Raw genomic sequence first — 13,853 nt, 5'->3', positions numbered from 1 at the left:
AACAGGGGTCAAGTTGCCCTTTCGCCGGGCCGATAGTGCCAACCATGTAGCCCAGGAGCTTCTCGATGAGCATTATTTCCATAGGCGTCAGCGGCCTGACCGCCGCACAGATCGCCCTCAGCACCAGCAGCAGCAACACCACCAACGCCTACACGGCGGGTTACACCCTGCAGGTGGCGACCTTCTCCGAAGCCACCGCCGGCAGCGGCGTGCAGATCGCCAGCGTGGATCGCCAGTACAACCAGTTCGTCACCAGCCAGCTCAACAGTTCCACCAGTGCCGAGAGCGCGCTGTCGACCTACCAGACCGAAATCGACCAGATCGACAGCCTGTTGGCCGATGGCGACGCGAGCCTCGACACCCTGATGCAAAGCTTCTTCTCGGCGATCCAGACCCTGACCTCCGACGCCAGCGACACCGCCGCGCGCGAGGAAGTGATCGGCGCCGCGCAAACCCTCACGTCGCAGTTCACCCAACTGGGCAGCTACCTGGATGACATGGCCAGCGACGTGAACAGCCAGATCAGCGACCAGGTCACCCAGGTCAACGACCTCAGCGAACAGATCGCCGGCCTGAATAAAAAGATCAGCCTGTCCGAAGCGTTGGGCACCACCTCCAACACCCTGCTCGACCAGCGCGACCTGCTGGTCAGCCAGCTCAGCGAACTGGTGGACGTGGATGTCACTACCCAGAGCAACGGCAGCTACACCGTGTCCCTGAGCAACGGCCTGGCGCTGGTGTCGGGCAATGACAGCTTCGACTTGAAAACCACCGTCTCGGCCAGCGACCCGACGCAAACCGTGGTCAGCTACGTGGACGCCGCCGGCCACACCACCGCGCTTGACGACGCCACCTTCGAGGGCGGCTCCCTGGGCGGCTTGATGGACTTTCGCGACACCAGCCTGACGGACGCGCAAAACCAGCTGGGTATCCTCGCGGTCAGCCTGACCCAAGCCTTCAACACCTTGCAGGCCGCCGGCACGGATCTGAATGGCGACACCGGCACCGCGCTGTTCTCGGTGGACAACCCGAGCATCTACGGCAATACCCAGAACACCGGCGATGCCACCTTGAGCGCGACCTTCACCGACGATGTCAGTGCCTTGAGCGCCACCGACTACACCGTCAAGTATTCCGCCACCGACGGCTACACCGTGACCCGCAACGACACCGGCGCCAGCGTCACCTCGACCTACGACAGCAGCAACGCCACCCTGACCTTCGCCGGCATGAGCGTGGCTATCAGCGGCACCGCCAACAGCGGCGACAGCTTCCTGGTCCTGCCCACGCGCAACGCCGCCAGCAGCTTCAGCACTGTGACCAGCGACGGCAGCCTGATCGCCGCCGGCACCTCCACGGGCGCCAGCGACAACAGCAACGCCCTGGCGATGCTCAACCTGCAGACCAGCAACATCGTCAGTGGCAGCAAGACCCTCAGCCAGACCTATTCGGCCCTGGTCAGCGATGTGGGCAGCACCGCCAGCAAGGTCGCCGGGCAACTGGAAACCCAGTCCGGCCTCACCGACCAACTGACCGCGCTGCAGCAGTCGGAATCGGGGGTCAACCTGGATGAGGAGGCGGCCAACCTGATCGTCTACCAGCAGTATTACCAGGCCTGCGCGAAGGTGGTCGAAGTGGGCACCTCCCTGCTCGACACCCTCCTCGACATCAACTAGCGGAGCGACGCCATGCGCCTTAGCAGTGCGACGATTTACAACCAGAACCTGAACGCGATGCTCACCCAGGAAAGCGCCTACCAGGACGCCGCCCAGCAAGTGTCCAGCGGCACGCGGGTGGTCACCCCTTCCGACGATTCGCTGGCCGCCGCCCAAGCGGTCAACGTGCGCCAGGCGATCGCGGCGAATAGCCAATATGCCGACTCGCGCAGCGCGATCAACACGTCCTTGTCCCAGGAAGAAAGCACCCTGGACAGCATCAACGACGCCCTCACCAGCGCCCGGTCGCTGATCGTGCAGGCCAACAACGGCACCTTGAGCGACGCCGACCGCGAGTCCATCGCCACCTCGCTGCAAGGGGTGTACGACACCCTGGTAACCCTGGCCAACGCCACCGACAGCAACGGCAATTACCTGTTTTCCGGCTACCAGAGCCAAAGCCCGGCGTTCGCCACCAACGCCGCTGGCGAACTGGTGTACCAGGGCGACAGTAATGCGGTCACGCAGTTGGTCAGCTCCACCCAGAGCATGGCCAGCGGCGACACCGGAGCGACGATTTTCCTCTCGGTGAGCAGTTCGGCGGGGTTCATCGCCCAGGCCGGCAGCAACAGCGGCAGCGTGACCTACAGCGGCCCGACCATCACCGACACCCAGAACGCCAACTACGGCACCGGCTTCAGCCTGACCTTCAGCACCGCCGCCGACGGCACCGCGCAATACAGCCTCGACGGCGCCGACCCGGTGGCCTACACCTCGGGCGACACCCTGGAAGTCAACGGCCTGTCCCTGACCCTCAGCGGCACCCCGGTGGACGGCGACACGATTACCGTGAGCAAAGCCGCCGACGCCAACCCGGACGTGTTCGCCACCCTGAAAAACCTGATCTCGGTGCTGCAAACCCCGGTGGAAACCGACGCCGACCAAGCCAACCTGAGCAACACCCTGGCTACCGCCAGTCGCCAACTGAGCAACGCCCAGGACAACGTGCTCACGGTACAGACCTCAGTGGGCTCGCGACTCAACCAACTGGACGTACTCGACACCATCGGCGACGACCTGGCCCTGAGCTACACCGAACGCCTGTCCGGCCTGGTGGATGCCGACTACACCGAGTCGGTCAGCGAGTACACCGCGCTGCAAGTGGCGTTGCAGGCGGCGCAGCAGACCTTCGTCAGCATCCAGAAGATGTCGCTATTCGAATACATCTAAAACACAACCGGATCCAATGTGGGGGCTTGCTCCCGATGGCAATGGGTCAGCCATACATTCATTGACTGACACTCCTACATTGGATCGGGTTTGCAGCTCAAGGCCGTGCCATGTTGTCGACCAGGTACTGCATGAAGTGCAGGGTATTGGTGAGCAGGCTGGCCAGGAACGGACCGAGGTCGCCCATCACCACCATCAGCAGGATCAGGCCCACGCTCAGTGTCAGCGGGAAGCCGACCGAAAATACCGTCAGCTGTGGCGCGACCCGGTTGAGGATGCCCATGGCCAGGTTGATGATCAGCAGCGTGGCGACCATGGGCAGGGCCAGCAGCAGGCCGGTGAGAAAGATGGTGCTGCCGTAGCGGGCGATCAGGTTCCAGGCATTGGGGTCGAAACGCAGTTGGCCGATGGGCAGGCTTTTGAAGGTGTTCGCCAGCAATTCCAGGACCATCAGGTGGCCGTCCAGCGCCAGGAACATCAGGATCGTGATCATGCCCAGGTAGCGCGACAGCACCAGGCTGTTGGTGCTGGTGTCGGCGGAAAAAAACGTGGCGAACGCCAGGCCCATCTGCATGCCACAGATATCGCCGGTCATCTCCACCACCGCCAGCGTCACGCGCATGACCATGCCCAGCGACATGCCGATCAGCACCTGTTCCACCGTCACCCCCAGCCCGGCCCAGGAGAACAGGGCAACGTCCGGCAACGGCGGCAGGTTGGGCGCCAGCAGGAACGCCAGCAGCATCGCCAGGCCGACCTTCACCGGGCTTGCGACGTTTTTATGCCCCAGGATCGGGTCGCTCATCAGGTACGCCAGCACGCGGCAGAACGGCCAGAAAAAACTGGTGAGCCACAGTTGCAGCTGCGCCGAACTGAACTCGATCAACGCCCGTCAGCCAATCAGCGCGGGCAAGCTGGTGAACAGCGCGCGGGTGTAGTCCACCAGCATTTCCATGATCAAGGGCCCGGCGATCACCAGCACCACGCACACGCCGATGATCTTGGGGATAAACGACAGGGTCGATTCGTTGATCTGCGTGGCCGCCTGGAACAGGCTCACCAGCAAGCCGATGAACAGCGTGACGAACAACACAGGCGCGGCCACGATCATGCTCATGCGCATGCCTTTGTAAGCCAGGTCCATGACCATTTCCGGGGTCATCGTCTACCTCCTCATCCGGTGAAAAAACTCTGCGCCAGGGAGCCGAGCAACAGTTGCCAACCGTCCACCAGCACAAACAGCATCAGCTTGAACGGCAGCGAAATAGTGGACGGCGGCACCATCATCATGCCCAGCGCCATCAGCACGCTCGCCACCACCAGGTCGATGATCAGGAACGGAATGAAAATGGTGAACCCGGCCTGGAACGCGGTCTTCAATTCGCTGGTGACAAACGCCGGCAGCAGCACACGCATGGGCACGTCTTCGGGGCCTTGCAGGTCGCCGAGGCGCGCCACGCGGGCGAACAGCGCAAGGTCGCCCTGGCGGGTCTGGGTGAGCATGAAGGCGCGAAACGGCTGGCTACCCTTGTCGAGAAATTGCTCCACGGTGATCTCATCCCGGGAGAACGGTTGCCAGGCGCTTTCGTAGGCCTGGTCCAGGGTCGGTGACATGACGAAAAACGTCAGGAACAGCGCCAGCCCCAGCAGCACCTGGTTCGGCGGCGCCGAGGTGGTGCCGATGGCCGTGCGCAGCAGGCCCAGCACGATGATGATGCGGGTGAACCCGGTCATCATCAGCAGCACCGCCGGCAGGAACGCCATGGCGCTGAGCAGCAGCAGGGTTTGCAGGCTCAGCGACCATTGCTGGCCGCCGGCCTGGCCGGTGAAAGCGCTCAGGCCCTGCATCGCCGGTTCCAGGGCGGTCATGACGAACGCCCCTTGCGCTGCAGGTTGTGCTTCAAAGCGGTGGCCAGGCGCTCGCCGAAGCTGTCGCCCGCTACGGCAACCGCCGGTTCAGGCTCGGCGGCCGGCGCGTCGAGCTGCGCCAGTGCGGTGACTTGCTGGGCGGTGACGCCCAGCACCAGCCATTGGTCGCGCACATGCACGATCACCACCTTCTCGCGCGGACCCACGCCGGTGCTGCTGACCACCCGCAGCGTCTTGCCCGAGGCCTGCGGCCGTGTGCCCATCCGCCGGGCGAACCAGCCGCAGACCAGCACGCAGGCGACCACTACCGCCAGGGCCATCGCGGTCTTGCCCAGCAGTGCCAGGTTCATCACGCTGTCCGAGGGCACGCCAAGGGGCACGGATGTCGCGCTGATCTGGCTCATCGGTTGAGCTTTTGCACGCGTTCGGACGGGGTGATGATTTCCGTGATCCGAATGCCGTATTTGTCATCCACCACCACCACTTCGCCCTGGGCGATCAGGTAGCTGTTGATCAGGATGTCCATCGGTTCCCCCGCCAGGCCATCCAGCGCCAGTACCGAGCCCTGGGCCAGTTCCAGCAACTGCTTGATGGTGATCCGCGTGCGGCCCAGCTCGACGCTGAGCTTGACCGGAATGTCCATGATCATTTCCAGCTCGCGCGCGGCGGCTGTGGGCGTGGGTGTCGGCAACGGCTTGAACAGGCTCGAGCCCGCGCTCGGCGCCGGGCCTGCCACCGCCGCCTCGACCTGTTCCTGTTCGGCCAGGGCCGCCGCCCATGGGTCGTCGTCTCCGGCGTCGGCAGCATCGGCAGCCTGTTCGGCGAGGGCGTCGGCCCATTCATCGGGCTCTTGGGGCGGGACGGTGTTTGAATCAGTCATGGTCGGATTCCTTGGCAGTGGACACGTGGCCCTTCACGAATCGGCTGGTAGAAGAGGAAGAAAGGCTCAGGGAGTGGTCGACCAGGTCCTTGACCAATAACGCGCGCTGGCCGTTCTGGCTGCCGTATTCACAGGTCATGACCGGCACGCCGTCGACCCGCGCGCTGATGATGTCGGGCAGCTCGATGGGCAACACATCGCCCACCTTGAGCGCCATGACCTGGCCCATGCGGGCGTCCAGTTCGACGAAGTCGGCAATCAGCTCGATCTCCGAATGGGCGATCTCACCGGCCATGCGCTTGTTCCAGTAGCGCTCTTCGTCGGGATTGGTATCGGTCAACGGGCCGTTGAGCAATTGGCGCATCGGCTCGATCATCAGGTACGGGATCACGATGTTGAAATCGCTGGACAGGTTGCCGACCTCCAGGTGGAAGGTGGCATTGACCACGATTTCGTTCGGCGAGCTGGTGATGTTGGCGAACTTGGCCTGCATCTCCGAGCGCAAGTATTCGATGTCCAGGGGGTAGACCGACTTCCAGGCATCCTTGTAGGCGTCTACCGCCAGGCTCAGCAAACGCCGGATGATGCGCTGCTCGGTGTGCGTGAATTCGCGGCCTTCGGACTTGGTCACGAAGCGCCCGTCGCCGCCGAACAGGTTGTCCACCACCATGAACACCACGCTCGGCGGGAACACCACCAGGGCCGTACCGCGCAGCGGTTTCATCGCCAGCAGGTTGATGTTGGTGGGCATCGGCATGTGCATCGAAAATTCGCTGTAGCTCTGGTAGCGCACGCTTTTGACGGTGATGTCGATGCTGCGCCGGATCAGGTTGAACAGGCTCATGCGAAAGTAACGGGCGAAGCGCTCGTTGATGATGTCCAGGGCGTGCAGACGCTCATGGATCACCCGGTGCTGGGTCGCCGGGTCGTAAGGGCGTACTCGCGAAGCGTCCAGGGTGTCGGCGTCGTCCGCCGGTGCATCACCCTCGTCGCCGCCGCGAAGCAGCATGTCGATCTCGTCCTGGGAGAGCAAATCGTCAATGGCCATGGCTTACTGCACGATAAAGTCGGTGTACAGCACACGCAGCACCGCGGGTGCGGGTTGCTGCGGTGCCAGGGGTTGCCCGAGGGTGTGCAGGATGCGCTCGGCCAGCGCCGCCTTGCCCTGGGGCGTGATGACCTGCGCGGAGTTCTGCCCGCTCAACAGGGTCAACAGTTGGCTGCGCACTTGCGGCATGTATTGCAGCAACTGCGCCTGGGTCGCGTCATCCGCCACTTCCAGGGCAAACCCCACATACAGCAGGCGTGGCTCGTCGCGCTCGTTCACCAGGTTGACCGTCATCGGCGCGATGTTGACCAGCCGTGGCGCCTGGGGTTTTGTCTCGGCGGGCTCGGCCTTCGCCACCTCGCCGGTCTTGGCGACCCGGCAGAGGTAGACGTAGGTGCCGGCAGAGCTGCCGGCAACGACGACCAGCGCCAGCAGCAGAATCAGGAGCCAGGGGGTTTTGCGGGTGGTGGTCATTATTGGCGGAACCATGGAATGAAGGGGGGAACGGTTAGGCACGGCTCAGTATGACCATCGCCCTGCCCGGCCCATGGCGCGATAAGACCGGGGTAACGGTGGTATCTCGCTGTTTTGATTTGGGATTCAGACGTACAGGTCGACCCCCGAACTGCGCAGCAGCACCTGCTGGACCTGCGCCGGCAGCGCCTCGTCGCGGCTGACCGCCACGTTCGCCGGGTTGGCCTGCGGGTCACGCTGCGCCTGGCCGCCTGCCGCCTGGCGCGAAGACTGGTCGCTGACCGACGCCTGCCCCAGCGCGATGCCTTGGCTCGCCAGGGCCTCGCGCAGTTGCGGCAACGCCTGCTCCACCGCCGCCCGCACCGAGGCATGGGCCGCCTGGAACTGTGCCTGGGTGGTGCCGTCGTTCAGGTTGAGGCTGATGGACAGCGGCCCCAACTCGGCCGGATGCAGGCGTAGGTCCACCTGCTGCTCACCGCGCGTGACCATGTCGACCATCTGCTGGCCCAGGTCGGCGGCCCATTCGCTGCTGCCGATGGCGGCGCTGAGCACCAGGCCGCTGCTCGCGACGTTGTCGGGCGCGGCCCGCACGGGGGCCGGCGCAAGGCTGAAGACGGTTTGCCCATCGGGCTGGCTGTCGGGCTGTCGGTCGTCGGTTTGCGTATGCACCGTGGGCACGCTGTCGGCAACGCTGGCGACAGGGGCCGGCATGGCATCCGGCAGGTCGAGGGATTCGCTGGCGATGTCGGCATCGTCCTCCGCCACCGGCACGCTGGGCGCCTGAACCGTGTTGATCACCGGGGTCGACGCCGAGGACGCAGTGCTCACGGCCACGGGCGCCGCCACCGGCACACTGACGGGAATCGCCGGCACCACGATCATCGCGGCGGTGTCCGACTGGCCGGCGCTCTCGATCAACGCCATGCGCTGGCGGATATCGTCCAGGCTGGTGTCGCCTTTGGAGGTCGGCTCGGGGTCTTGAACGGACGCCACGGGTTCATCGGCGATGAGGTTCAACACGTCGTCCACCACTGGCGTTGTCGGCTCGGTGGCGAGCGGCTGCACCTGGGCGACCACCGGCACGGGCGTCACGACAGGCTCGGGGGCGACTGAGGCCTGTGGCGCAACCGGCGCAACCGGCGCGGTTTCGACCGGTACCACCACCGGTAGCGGGTCCGCCACGGGCGCACTCACCTGGCTCAACACTTGCGAAAACGACACGCTCGGCACCAGCGATGCCTCGGCGGGCGCATCGGTCGGCGCAGCGGTCGGCGTAGACGCGGCGGCCTGGGGCATTAACGACGCAAGAATATCCATGGTGTCCCTTAGTGGCTGCTGTCGATGGAAGAAGGAAACGTCGCCGCCCGCCGCCGTAACTGGCTGGCCAGCTCATCGGTGTGGCGCTGTTCGAGACGCCCGGCGCGCACCTGGGCCTGCTCGGCGCGACGGCTCAACAAAGCCTCGATCGCGCTGACCTTGCGCCACTGCGCCATCCACGCGATCTGGTGGTGCGCCACCTGTTTGCGGTGCCGTTCCAGGCTCTTCTGCGCGCGCTCCACGGCGTCTTCCAACGACTGCAAAAAGCCGCGGTAATTGGTCAAGGCCGAGGGGCTCATGCCGTCCTTGGCCAGCTCCAGTTGCAGGTTCTGGCGGTACTCTTGCTGGTACTGGTCCAGGGCGCGCAACTGGTTGATCACCTGTTGTTCGGCGGCGCGGCTTTGCGCCAGGGCGCGGGCCGCGACGTCGCGGGCCTTGGCGGTCAGTTCGATCAGCAGGTGCAGCGAGTCGTCAGCCATCGGTGGTCACTCGAAAAAGTCAGTTGCCGGGAAACAACAGGTTGAGGCCGTGCAGGGTTTCGTCGACGCTGGCGCGGTCGTCGATACGCTGCTGCAGGAACCGCTCGATATGCGGGTACAGGCCCACCGCGCGGTCCAGTTGTGCATCGTGGCCCTGGGAGTAGGCGCCCACGCTGATCAGGTCGCGGTTGCGTTGGTAGCGCGACAGCGTTTGCTTGAGTTGATTGGCTTTGCGTTGCTGGGCGTCGCTGGCGATGGCGGTCATCGCCCGGCTGATCGACGCTTCGATATCGATGGCCGGGTAGTGCCCGCTTTCGGCCAGGTGCCGGGACAGCACGATATGCCCGTCCAGAATCGCCCGCGCCGAGTCGGCAATCGGGTCCTGCTGGTCGTCGCCTTCGCTGAGCACGGTATAGAACGCGGTGATCGAACCGCCACCGGGCGGCCCGTTGCCGGTGCGTTCCACCAGCTTTGGCAGCTTGGCGAACACCGACGGCGGGTAGCCTTTGGTGGCCGGCGGTTCGCCCACGGCCAGGGCGATTTCGCGCTGGGCCATGGCGTAGCGCGTCAGGGAATCCATGATCAGCAGCACGTCTTTGCCCTGGTCGCGAAAGTCCTCGGCCACCCGTGTGGCGTACAGCGCACCCTGCAAGCGTTGCAGCGGCGACGTGTCGGCCGGCGCGGCGACCACTACGGAGCGGCGCAGGCCCTCTTCGCCGAGGATGTTGTCGATAAAATCCTGTACCTCGCGGCCCCGCTCGCCGATCAACCCCACCACGATCACATCGGCCTGGGTGTAGCGCGCCATCATGCCCAGCAGCACCGACTTGCCCACGCCGGAACCGGCAAACAGGCCCAGGCGCTGGCCACGCCCGACACACAGCAAGGCATTGATGGCGCGGATGCCCACGTCGATCTGGCGGTCGATGGGTGCGCGCTTGAGCGGGTTGAGCGGCTGGGTGTGCAAGCCGGCGTGATGGGCGCCCAGTAGCGGGCCGCGACCGTCCAGGGGCTGGCCACCGCTGTCGAGCACACGGCCGAGCAACGCCATGCCGAGGGGGAAACGGCGATTGCCGCCGGCGCCGGTCTGGCCGTCATCGGCGGCGAACACCCGCGCCCCCGGTTGCAGGCCGTGGATTTCCGCCAGGGGCATCAGGTACAGGGTGTCGCCGGCAAAGCCAACCACTTCAGCCTCGGCGTACACGTCTTCGAAGGCAGTGAGTTCAATGCGGCAGGCACCGCCCAGCGGCAAACGCAGGCCGACTGCCTCAAGCACCATGCCGGTGGCGCGGGTGATGCGCCCGCTGCGCAGGTGCGGCGCAACCTGCAACGGCTCGCCCTGCAGCGTCCGCAAGCGTTGGCTCCAGCGCGCGAGATGCACGTTCATGACCACTCATCCAGGGCGCGCTCGACGTTGCGCTCGAGCAGGCCCAACCGCGAAGGCCGCGTGGCATCCAACTCGCCGCCGGCGCTGACCACACGGCAGCCGCCCGGCAACATCGCCGGGTCGGCGTGCAAGGCCCACCCCGCCGCGTCGAGCTGCTCGCCGAGGCTGTCCTGAACCCGCCGCAAATCCTCCGGGTTGAGCCACAGCTTGGGTTTGCCGGTGAGTTCCAGGTCGCTGTCGAGCAGGCGGTTGACCAGCACCAGCACCTGTTCCGGCTGTGCGGTCAGCGCTTCACCGGCCAACTGCCGCGCCGCTTCCAGGGCGATGCGCACCAATTGGCTGGCGATCTGCACATCCATCGATTTGAGGGCTTCGTCGAAGTTGCGGCACAACTCCAGCAGCGGTTGCAGGGTGCGCACCACCTGTTGCTGCAACTCCACCGCGGCGGCCTGGCGTCCTTCCTCCAGACCCTGGGCATAACCTTGCTCCACGCCTTGGGCATGCCCGGTCTGCCGGGCTTCGGCGAGGGTCTTTTCGCGCAGCACCTGCATGTCCAACTTGTGCTGGAAGGCTTGCTTGCGCAGGCGTTCGCGATGGCTGCTGTGCGGGTCGTCGGTGGACGCCGCCGGGCTGGCCAGCGGGTCCATCTGCCAGGGTTGCCAGTCAGACATAGGTGTCATTGCCGCGCGCGGTCACGATGTCGCCGCTGTCGGACAAACGCCGCACCACGGCGAGGATGGCCTTCTGTTCGGTTTCGATCTGCGACATGCGGATCGGCCCGCGTGCCTCCATGTCTTCGCGGAACAACTGCCCGGCACGCTGGGACATGTTGTGCAGGAAGCGTTCGAGCAATGCCGGCGGCGAACCTTTGAGGGCGATGGCCAGGGAGTTCTGCTCGACCTGTTGCAGCAGGGTCTGGATGCCACGGTCGTCCACGTCGATCAGGTTTTCGAACAGGAACATCTCGTCGAGGATCTTCTGCGCCAGGTCTTCGCTGTGTTCGCGCACGGTACCGATGGCCAGTTCTTCGTGGGTCGAGCTCATCAGGTTGAGGATCTCCGCCGCCGTGCGCACGCCGCCCATTTTGCTGCGCTTGAGGCTTTGGCCGTCGAGCATGGTGCCGAGCACTTCGGTCAGTTCCTGCAGCGCCACCGGCTGTACGCCGCTAAAAGTGGCGATCCGCAGGATGATGTCGTTGCGCAGGCGGTCGGGCAGCAATTGCAGGATGTCGGAGGCCTGGTGGCGCTCCAGGTGCACCAGGATGGTGGCGATGATCTGCGGGTGTTCGTCGCGGATCATCTCCGCGACCATCGAGGCTTCCATCAGGTTCAGCTTGTCGATGCCGGAACCGGTGTTGGTGTTTTCGAGGATGTCGTCGATCAGGCTGGCGGCGCGCTCGCTGCCCAGGGCCTTGGTGAGCACCGCGCGAATATGGTCGCTGGTCTGGATGTTGATGGCGGCGTACTGGTCGCTCTCGTCCATGAACTCTTCGAGCACCTGGCGCATTTCGTCATGGGACACCTGGCTCAAGCGCGCCATTTCCATGCTGATGCTTTCCACATCGCTGCTGGGCAGGAACTTGAACACTTCCGCCGCGCTGTCGGCGTCCAGGGACAGCAGCAAGATCGCACTGCGGCGCGAGCCGGTCATTTTGTTAGTCATTTTTCTTCATCCATCCGCGCACGATCATGGCGACCAGCCGCGGGTCTTCGGCGGCGATCTGTTGCAGGCTCTGCAGGTTCTGCTCATACAAAGCCGATTTGCGCGGCAGGGTGTGGGGCAGGCTCTCCTGACCGGCAACCACGACGCTGGTGCCGGTGCTGGTGCCGGTGCTGGTCGGCAGCAACGCGGCGCCCGGCTCGGCGGCGCTGAGGGCGAGCATCTGCGCCTGATGGCTGGCGTTGCGGCGCTGCATGGGGCGCAGCACCAGCCACCACAACATCAGCGCGGCGAAGGCCACCAGCAGATAACGCAAGCCGCTGGTCAGCAAGTTGTAGGCCTCGGGGGTTTTCCACCAGGGCTGCTCCGTCACCGACGTGTCTTCGCTCACAAACGGGCTGTTGATCACCTGCAGCGCATCGCCCCGGCTTTCGGTAAAGCCCATGGCCTGGCGCACCAGGTTGTTGATGTTGTCCAACTCTTCCTTGCTCAGCGGCTCGGTGGTCGGCGTACCGTCCTTGAGCACGGTGCGATAGTTGACGACCACGGCGGTGGTGAGACGCTGGATCGTGCCCAGGCTCGACTTGACGTGCTCGACGTTGCGGTCGACCTCGTAGTTGATCATCCGCTCGCTTTGGGTGGTGCTGGCGGGCTTGTTGGCCTTGGCATCGCTGGCCGTGGCGGCGGCAGCCGTCCCGCCGGCCGGGGTCGGGGCGGTGGCTTTGGTCGGCGCCGGGGTGTTGGGCGGCGCATTGGTCAGCGCGCCCGGCACGCCGCGACCGGCGTCATCGCCGTCCACCACATGCTCGGAGGTCTGTTTGCTGCGCACTGCCGCCTCGTTGCTGTCCTGGTTCGGCGCGTAGCGTTCGGCGGTGCTTTCGCGGGAGGAAAAGTCCACCTGGGCGACCACCTGGGCATGCACGTTCTGGCTGCCGAGCAACGGCGTGAGGATGTCTTCGATGCGGCGCTGATAGGAGCGCTCGATCTCATGCACATAGTCGAGCTGGGTGCCGTCCGGGCCATTGGCATCGCCACGGACCTGGGACAGCAGGCGCCCGTTCTGGTCGACCACGGTGACCGCGTCGACGCTCAGTTCCGGCACGCTGGAGGTGACCAGGTGCACGATCGCGCTGGCCTGGCTTTGCCCCAGCTCGCGGCCGGGTTGCAGGGTCAGCACCACCGAGGCGCGCGCGGCTTCACGGTCGCGCACGAATACCGATTGCTTGGCCATCACCAGATGCACCCGCGCCTTGGCCACCGGCCCCAGGGACTCGATGGTCCGCGCCAGTTCGCCTTCCAGGCCGCGCTGGTAATTGAGGTGTTCGGCAAACTGGCTGACGCCGAAGGCCTGCTTGTCCAGCAGCTCGAAACCGACACTGCCGCCCTTGGGCAAGCCTTGCTCGGCCAGTTGCAGGCGCAGGGCGTTCATCTTGTCGCCGGGCACCAGGATGGTGTTGCCGCCTTCACTCAGCCGATAGGGAATGGCGCGCTTGTCCAGCTCGCTGATGATTTGCCCGCCATCGGCTTCGCCAAGCCCGGAAAACAGCACGCGGTATTCCGGCTCGCGCGCCCACAGCAGCAACGCCACCACCACCGCCACGGCAGCGGCGGCCGCCAGCAGCAATGGCACCAGGGGCTGGTTGCGAAACAGCGTGGTCAGCGCCTCCAACGGCTTGGTCGGCGTACGGATCGCCAGATTTTTTTGCGCGCCTTTGGCCAGGACTGCGGTACTCACGAACACCTCGATAGCGAGGGTAGGGCCTGTACGAAAGACATTGCAGAGTCCGGTAACAGTAGTGGTCGATCAGCCTCCCCTAGCAGAGAGGGACGGCCGGCAGGACTTCATTCTGGCGAA

The 13,853-nt window shown here is 65.1% G+C and carries 15 protein-coding genes; 2 read left to right on the top strand and 13 right to left on the bottom strand.

Annotated elements, in window-relative coordinates; genetic code table 11:
- The first annotated feature begins 65 nt into the window (after window positions 1-65).
- Complete coding sequence (flgK, locus tag BLR63_RS28650) at window positions 66-1,676, top strand: flagellar hook-associated protein FlgK (protein WP_010567399.1); 1,611 nt, start codon at window positions 66-68, stop codon at window positions 1,674-1,676.
- Window positions 1,677-1,688: 12 nt separating this feature from the next.
- On the top strand, window positions 1,689-2,885 hold the full coding sequence (flgL, locus tag BLR63_RS28645) for a flagellar hook-associated protein FlgL (protein ID WP_010567398.1): 1,197 nt from the start codon (window positions 1,689-1,691) through the stop codon (window positions 2,883-2,885).
- A gap of 97 nt (window positions 2,886-2,982) precedes the next feature.
- On the opposite strand, the gene fliR is transcribed toward flgL, so the two are convergent.
- The 13 genes from fliR to fliF form a co-directional block, all read right to left on the bottom strand.
- Window positions 2,983-3,771: a flagellar biosynthetic protein FliR gene (gene fliR / locus BLR63_RS28640; protein WP_010567397.1), complete on the bottom strand. Its 789-nt coding sequence runs from the start codon at window positions 3,769-3,771 to the stop codon at window positions 2,983-2,985.
- Between the two features lie 6 nt (window positions 3,772-3,777).
- On the bottom strand, window positions 3,778-4,047 hold the full coding sequence (gene fliQ, locus BLR63_RS28635; RefSeq protein ID WP_010567396.1) for a flagellar biosynthesis protein FliQ: 270 nt from the start codon (window positions 4,045-4,047) through the stop codon (window positions 3,778-3,780).
- Between the two features lie 11 nt (window positions 4,048-4,058).
- A complete protein-coding gene (gene fliP / locus BLR63_RS28630; protein ID WP_010567395.1) occupies window positions 4,059-4,754 on the bottom strand; it encodes a flagellar type III secretion system pore protein FliP in 696 nt (231 codons plus the stop codon).
- Window positions 4,751-5,158, bottom strand: a complete 408-nt coding sequence (gene fliO / locus BLR63_RS28625; protein ID WP_010567394.1) for a flagellar biosynthetic protein FliO — start codon at window positions 5,156-5,158, stop codon at window positions 4,751-4,753. The genes fliP and fliO overlap by 4 nt, the downstream gene beginning before the upstream one ends.
- A complete protein-coding gene (gene fliN / locus BLR63_RS28620; protein WP_010567393.1) occupies window positions 5,155-5,634 on the bottom strand; it encodes a flagellar motor switch protein FliN in 480 nt (159 codons plus the stop codon). Before fliN ends, fliO begins: the two co-directional genes overlap by 4 nt.
- Window positions 5,627-6,682, bottom strand: a complete 1,056-nt coding sequence (fliM, locus tag BLR63_RS28615) for a flagellar motor switch protein FliM (protein ID WP_010567392.1) — start codon at window positions 6,680-6,682, stop codon at window positions 5,627-5,629. The genes fliN and fliM overlap by 8 nt, the downstream gene beginning before the upstream one ends.
- 3 nt (window positions 6,683-6,685) lie before the next feature.
- Window positions 6,686-7,156, bottom strand: a complete 471-nt coding sequence (fliL, locus tag BLR63_RS28610) for a flagellar basal body-associated protein FliL (protein ID WP_010567391.1) — start codon at window positions 7,154-7,156, stop codon at window positions 6,686-6,688.
- A gap of 126 nt (window positions 7,157-7,282) precedes the next feature.
- On the bottom strand, window positions 7,283-8,473 hold the full coding sequence (locus tag BLR63_RS28605) for a flagellar hook-length control protein FliK (protein ID WP_130926138.1): 1,191 nt from the start codon (window positions 8,471-8,473) through the stop codon (window positions 7,283-7,285).
- A gap of 8 nt (window positions 8,474-8,481) precedes the next feature.
- Complete coding sequence (gene fliJ / locus BLR63_RS28600; protein WP_010567389.1) at window positions 8,482-8,952, bottom strand: flagellar export protein FliJ; 471 nt, start codon at window positions 8,950-8,952, stop codon at window positions 8,482-8,484.
- A gap of 19 nt (window positions 8,953-8,971) precedes the next feature.
- On the bottom strand, window positions 8,972-10,339 hold the full coding sequence (gene fliI, locus BLR63_RS28595; RefSeq protein WP_010567388.1) for a flagellar protein export ATPase FliI: 1,368 nt from the start codon (window positions 10,337-10,339) through the stop codon (window positions 8,972-8,974).
- Window positions 10,336-11,010 carry a flagellar assembly protein FliH gene (locus BLR63_RS28590; RefSeq protein WP_010567387.1) on the bottom strand — a complete coding sequence of 225 codons (675 nt, stop codon included), beginning with the start codon at window positions 11,008-11,010 and terminating at the stop codon, window positions 10,336-10,338. Before BLR63_RS28590 ends, fliI begins: the two co-directional genes overlap by 4 nt.
- The gene (gene fliG / locus BLR63_RS28585; RefSeq protein WP_010567386.1) at window positions 11,003-12,001 is read right to left on the bottom strand and encodes a flagellar motor switch protein FliG; all 999 of its coding nucleotides are present in this window, start codon (window positions 11,999-12,001) and stop codon (window positions 11,003-11,005) included. The genes BLR63_RS28590 and fliG overlap by 8 nt, the downstream gene beginning before the upstream one ends.
- Window positions 11,994-13,733 (bottom strand): flagellar basal-body MS-ring/collar protein FliF, encoded by a 1,740-nt coding sequence (gene fliF, locus BLR63_RS28580; RefSeq protein ID WP_010567385.1) that lies wholly within the window; start codon window positions 13,731-13,733, stop codon window positions 11,994-11,996. Before fliF ends, fliG begins: the two co-directional genes overlap by 8 nt.
- Window positions 13,734-13,853: the final 120 nt, after the last annotated feature.

It is taken from the genome of Pseudomonas extremaustralis, assembly GCF_900102035.1.
Taxonomy (GTDB): Bacteria; Pseudomonadota; Gammaproteobacteria; order Pseudomonadales; family Pseudomonadaceae; genus Aquipseudomonas; species Aquipseudomonas extremaustralis.
The sequence above is the reverse complement of the archived record's forward strand: the minus strand, read 5'-3'. Positions and strand labels throughout refer to the sequence as shown.

What these genes read in the sequence shown, in the direction of transcription:
- fliO (WP_010567394.1), bottom strand. Translation starts at nt 5,158, where the DNA reads ATGAGCCAGATCAGCGCGACATCCGTGCCCCTTGGCGTGCCCTCGGAC.
- BLR63_RS28590 (WP_010567387.1), bottom strand. Translation starts at nt 11,010, where the DNA reads ATGTCTGACTGGCAACCCTGGCAGATGGACCCGCTGGCCAGCCCGGCG.
- fliN (WP_010567393.1), bottom strand. Translation starts at nt 5,634, where the DNA reads ATGACTGATTCAAACACCGTCCCGCCCCAAGAGCCCGATGAATGGGCC.
- fliQ (WP_010567396.1), bottom strand. Translation starts at nt 4,047, where the DNA reads ATGACCCCGGAAATGGTCATGGACCTGGCTTACAAAGGCATGCGCATG.
- fliJ (WP_010567389.1), bottom strand. Translation starts at nt 8,952, where the DNA reads ATGGCTGACGACTCGCTGCACCTGCTGATCGAACTGACCGCCAAGGCC.
- BLR63_RS28605 (WP_130926138.1), bottom strand. Translation starts at nt 8,473, where the DNA reads ATGGATATTCTTGCGTCGTTAATGCCCCAGGCCGCCGCGTCTACGCCG.
- fliL (WP_010567391.1), bottom strand. Translation starts at nt 7,156, where the DNA reads ATGACCACCACCCGCAAAACCCCCTGGCTCCTGATTCTGCTGCTGGCG.
- flgK (WP_010567399.1), top strand. Translation starts at nt 66, where the DNA reads ATGAGCATTATTTCCATAGGCGTCAGCGGCCTGACCGCCGCACAGATC.
- fliG (WP_010567386.1), bottom strand. Translation starts at nt 12,001, where the DNA reads ATGACTAACAAAATGACCGGCTCGCGCCGCAGTGCGATCTTGCTGCTG.
- flgL (WP_010567398.1), top strand. Translation starts at nt 1,689, where the DNA reads ATGCGCCTTAGCAGTGCGACGATTTACAACCAGAACCTGAACGCGATG.
- fliM (WP_010567392.1), bottom strand. Translation starts at nt 6,682, where the DNA reads ATGGCCATTGACGATTTGCTCTCCCAGGACGAGATCGACATGCTGCTT.
- fliI (WP_010567388.1), bottom strand. Translation starts at nt 10,339, where the DNA reads ATGAACGTGCATCTCGCGCGCTGGAGCCAACGCTTGCGGACGCTGCAG.
- fliP (WP_010567395.1), bottom strand. Translation starts at nt 4,754, where the DNA reads ATGACCGCCCTGGAACCGGCGATGCAGGGCCTGAGCGCTTTCACCGGC.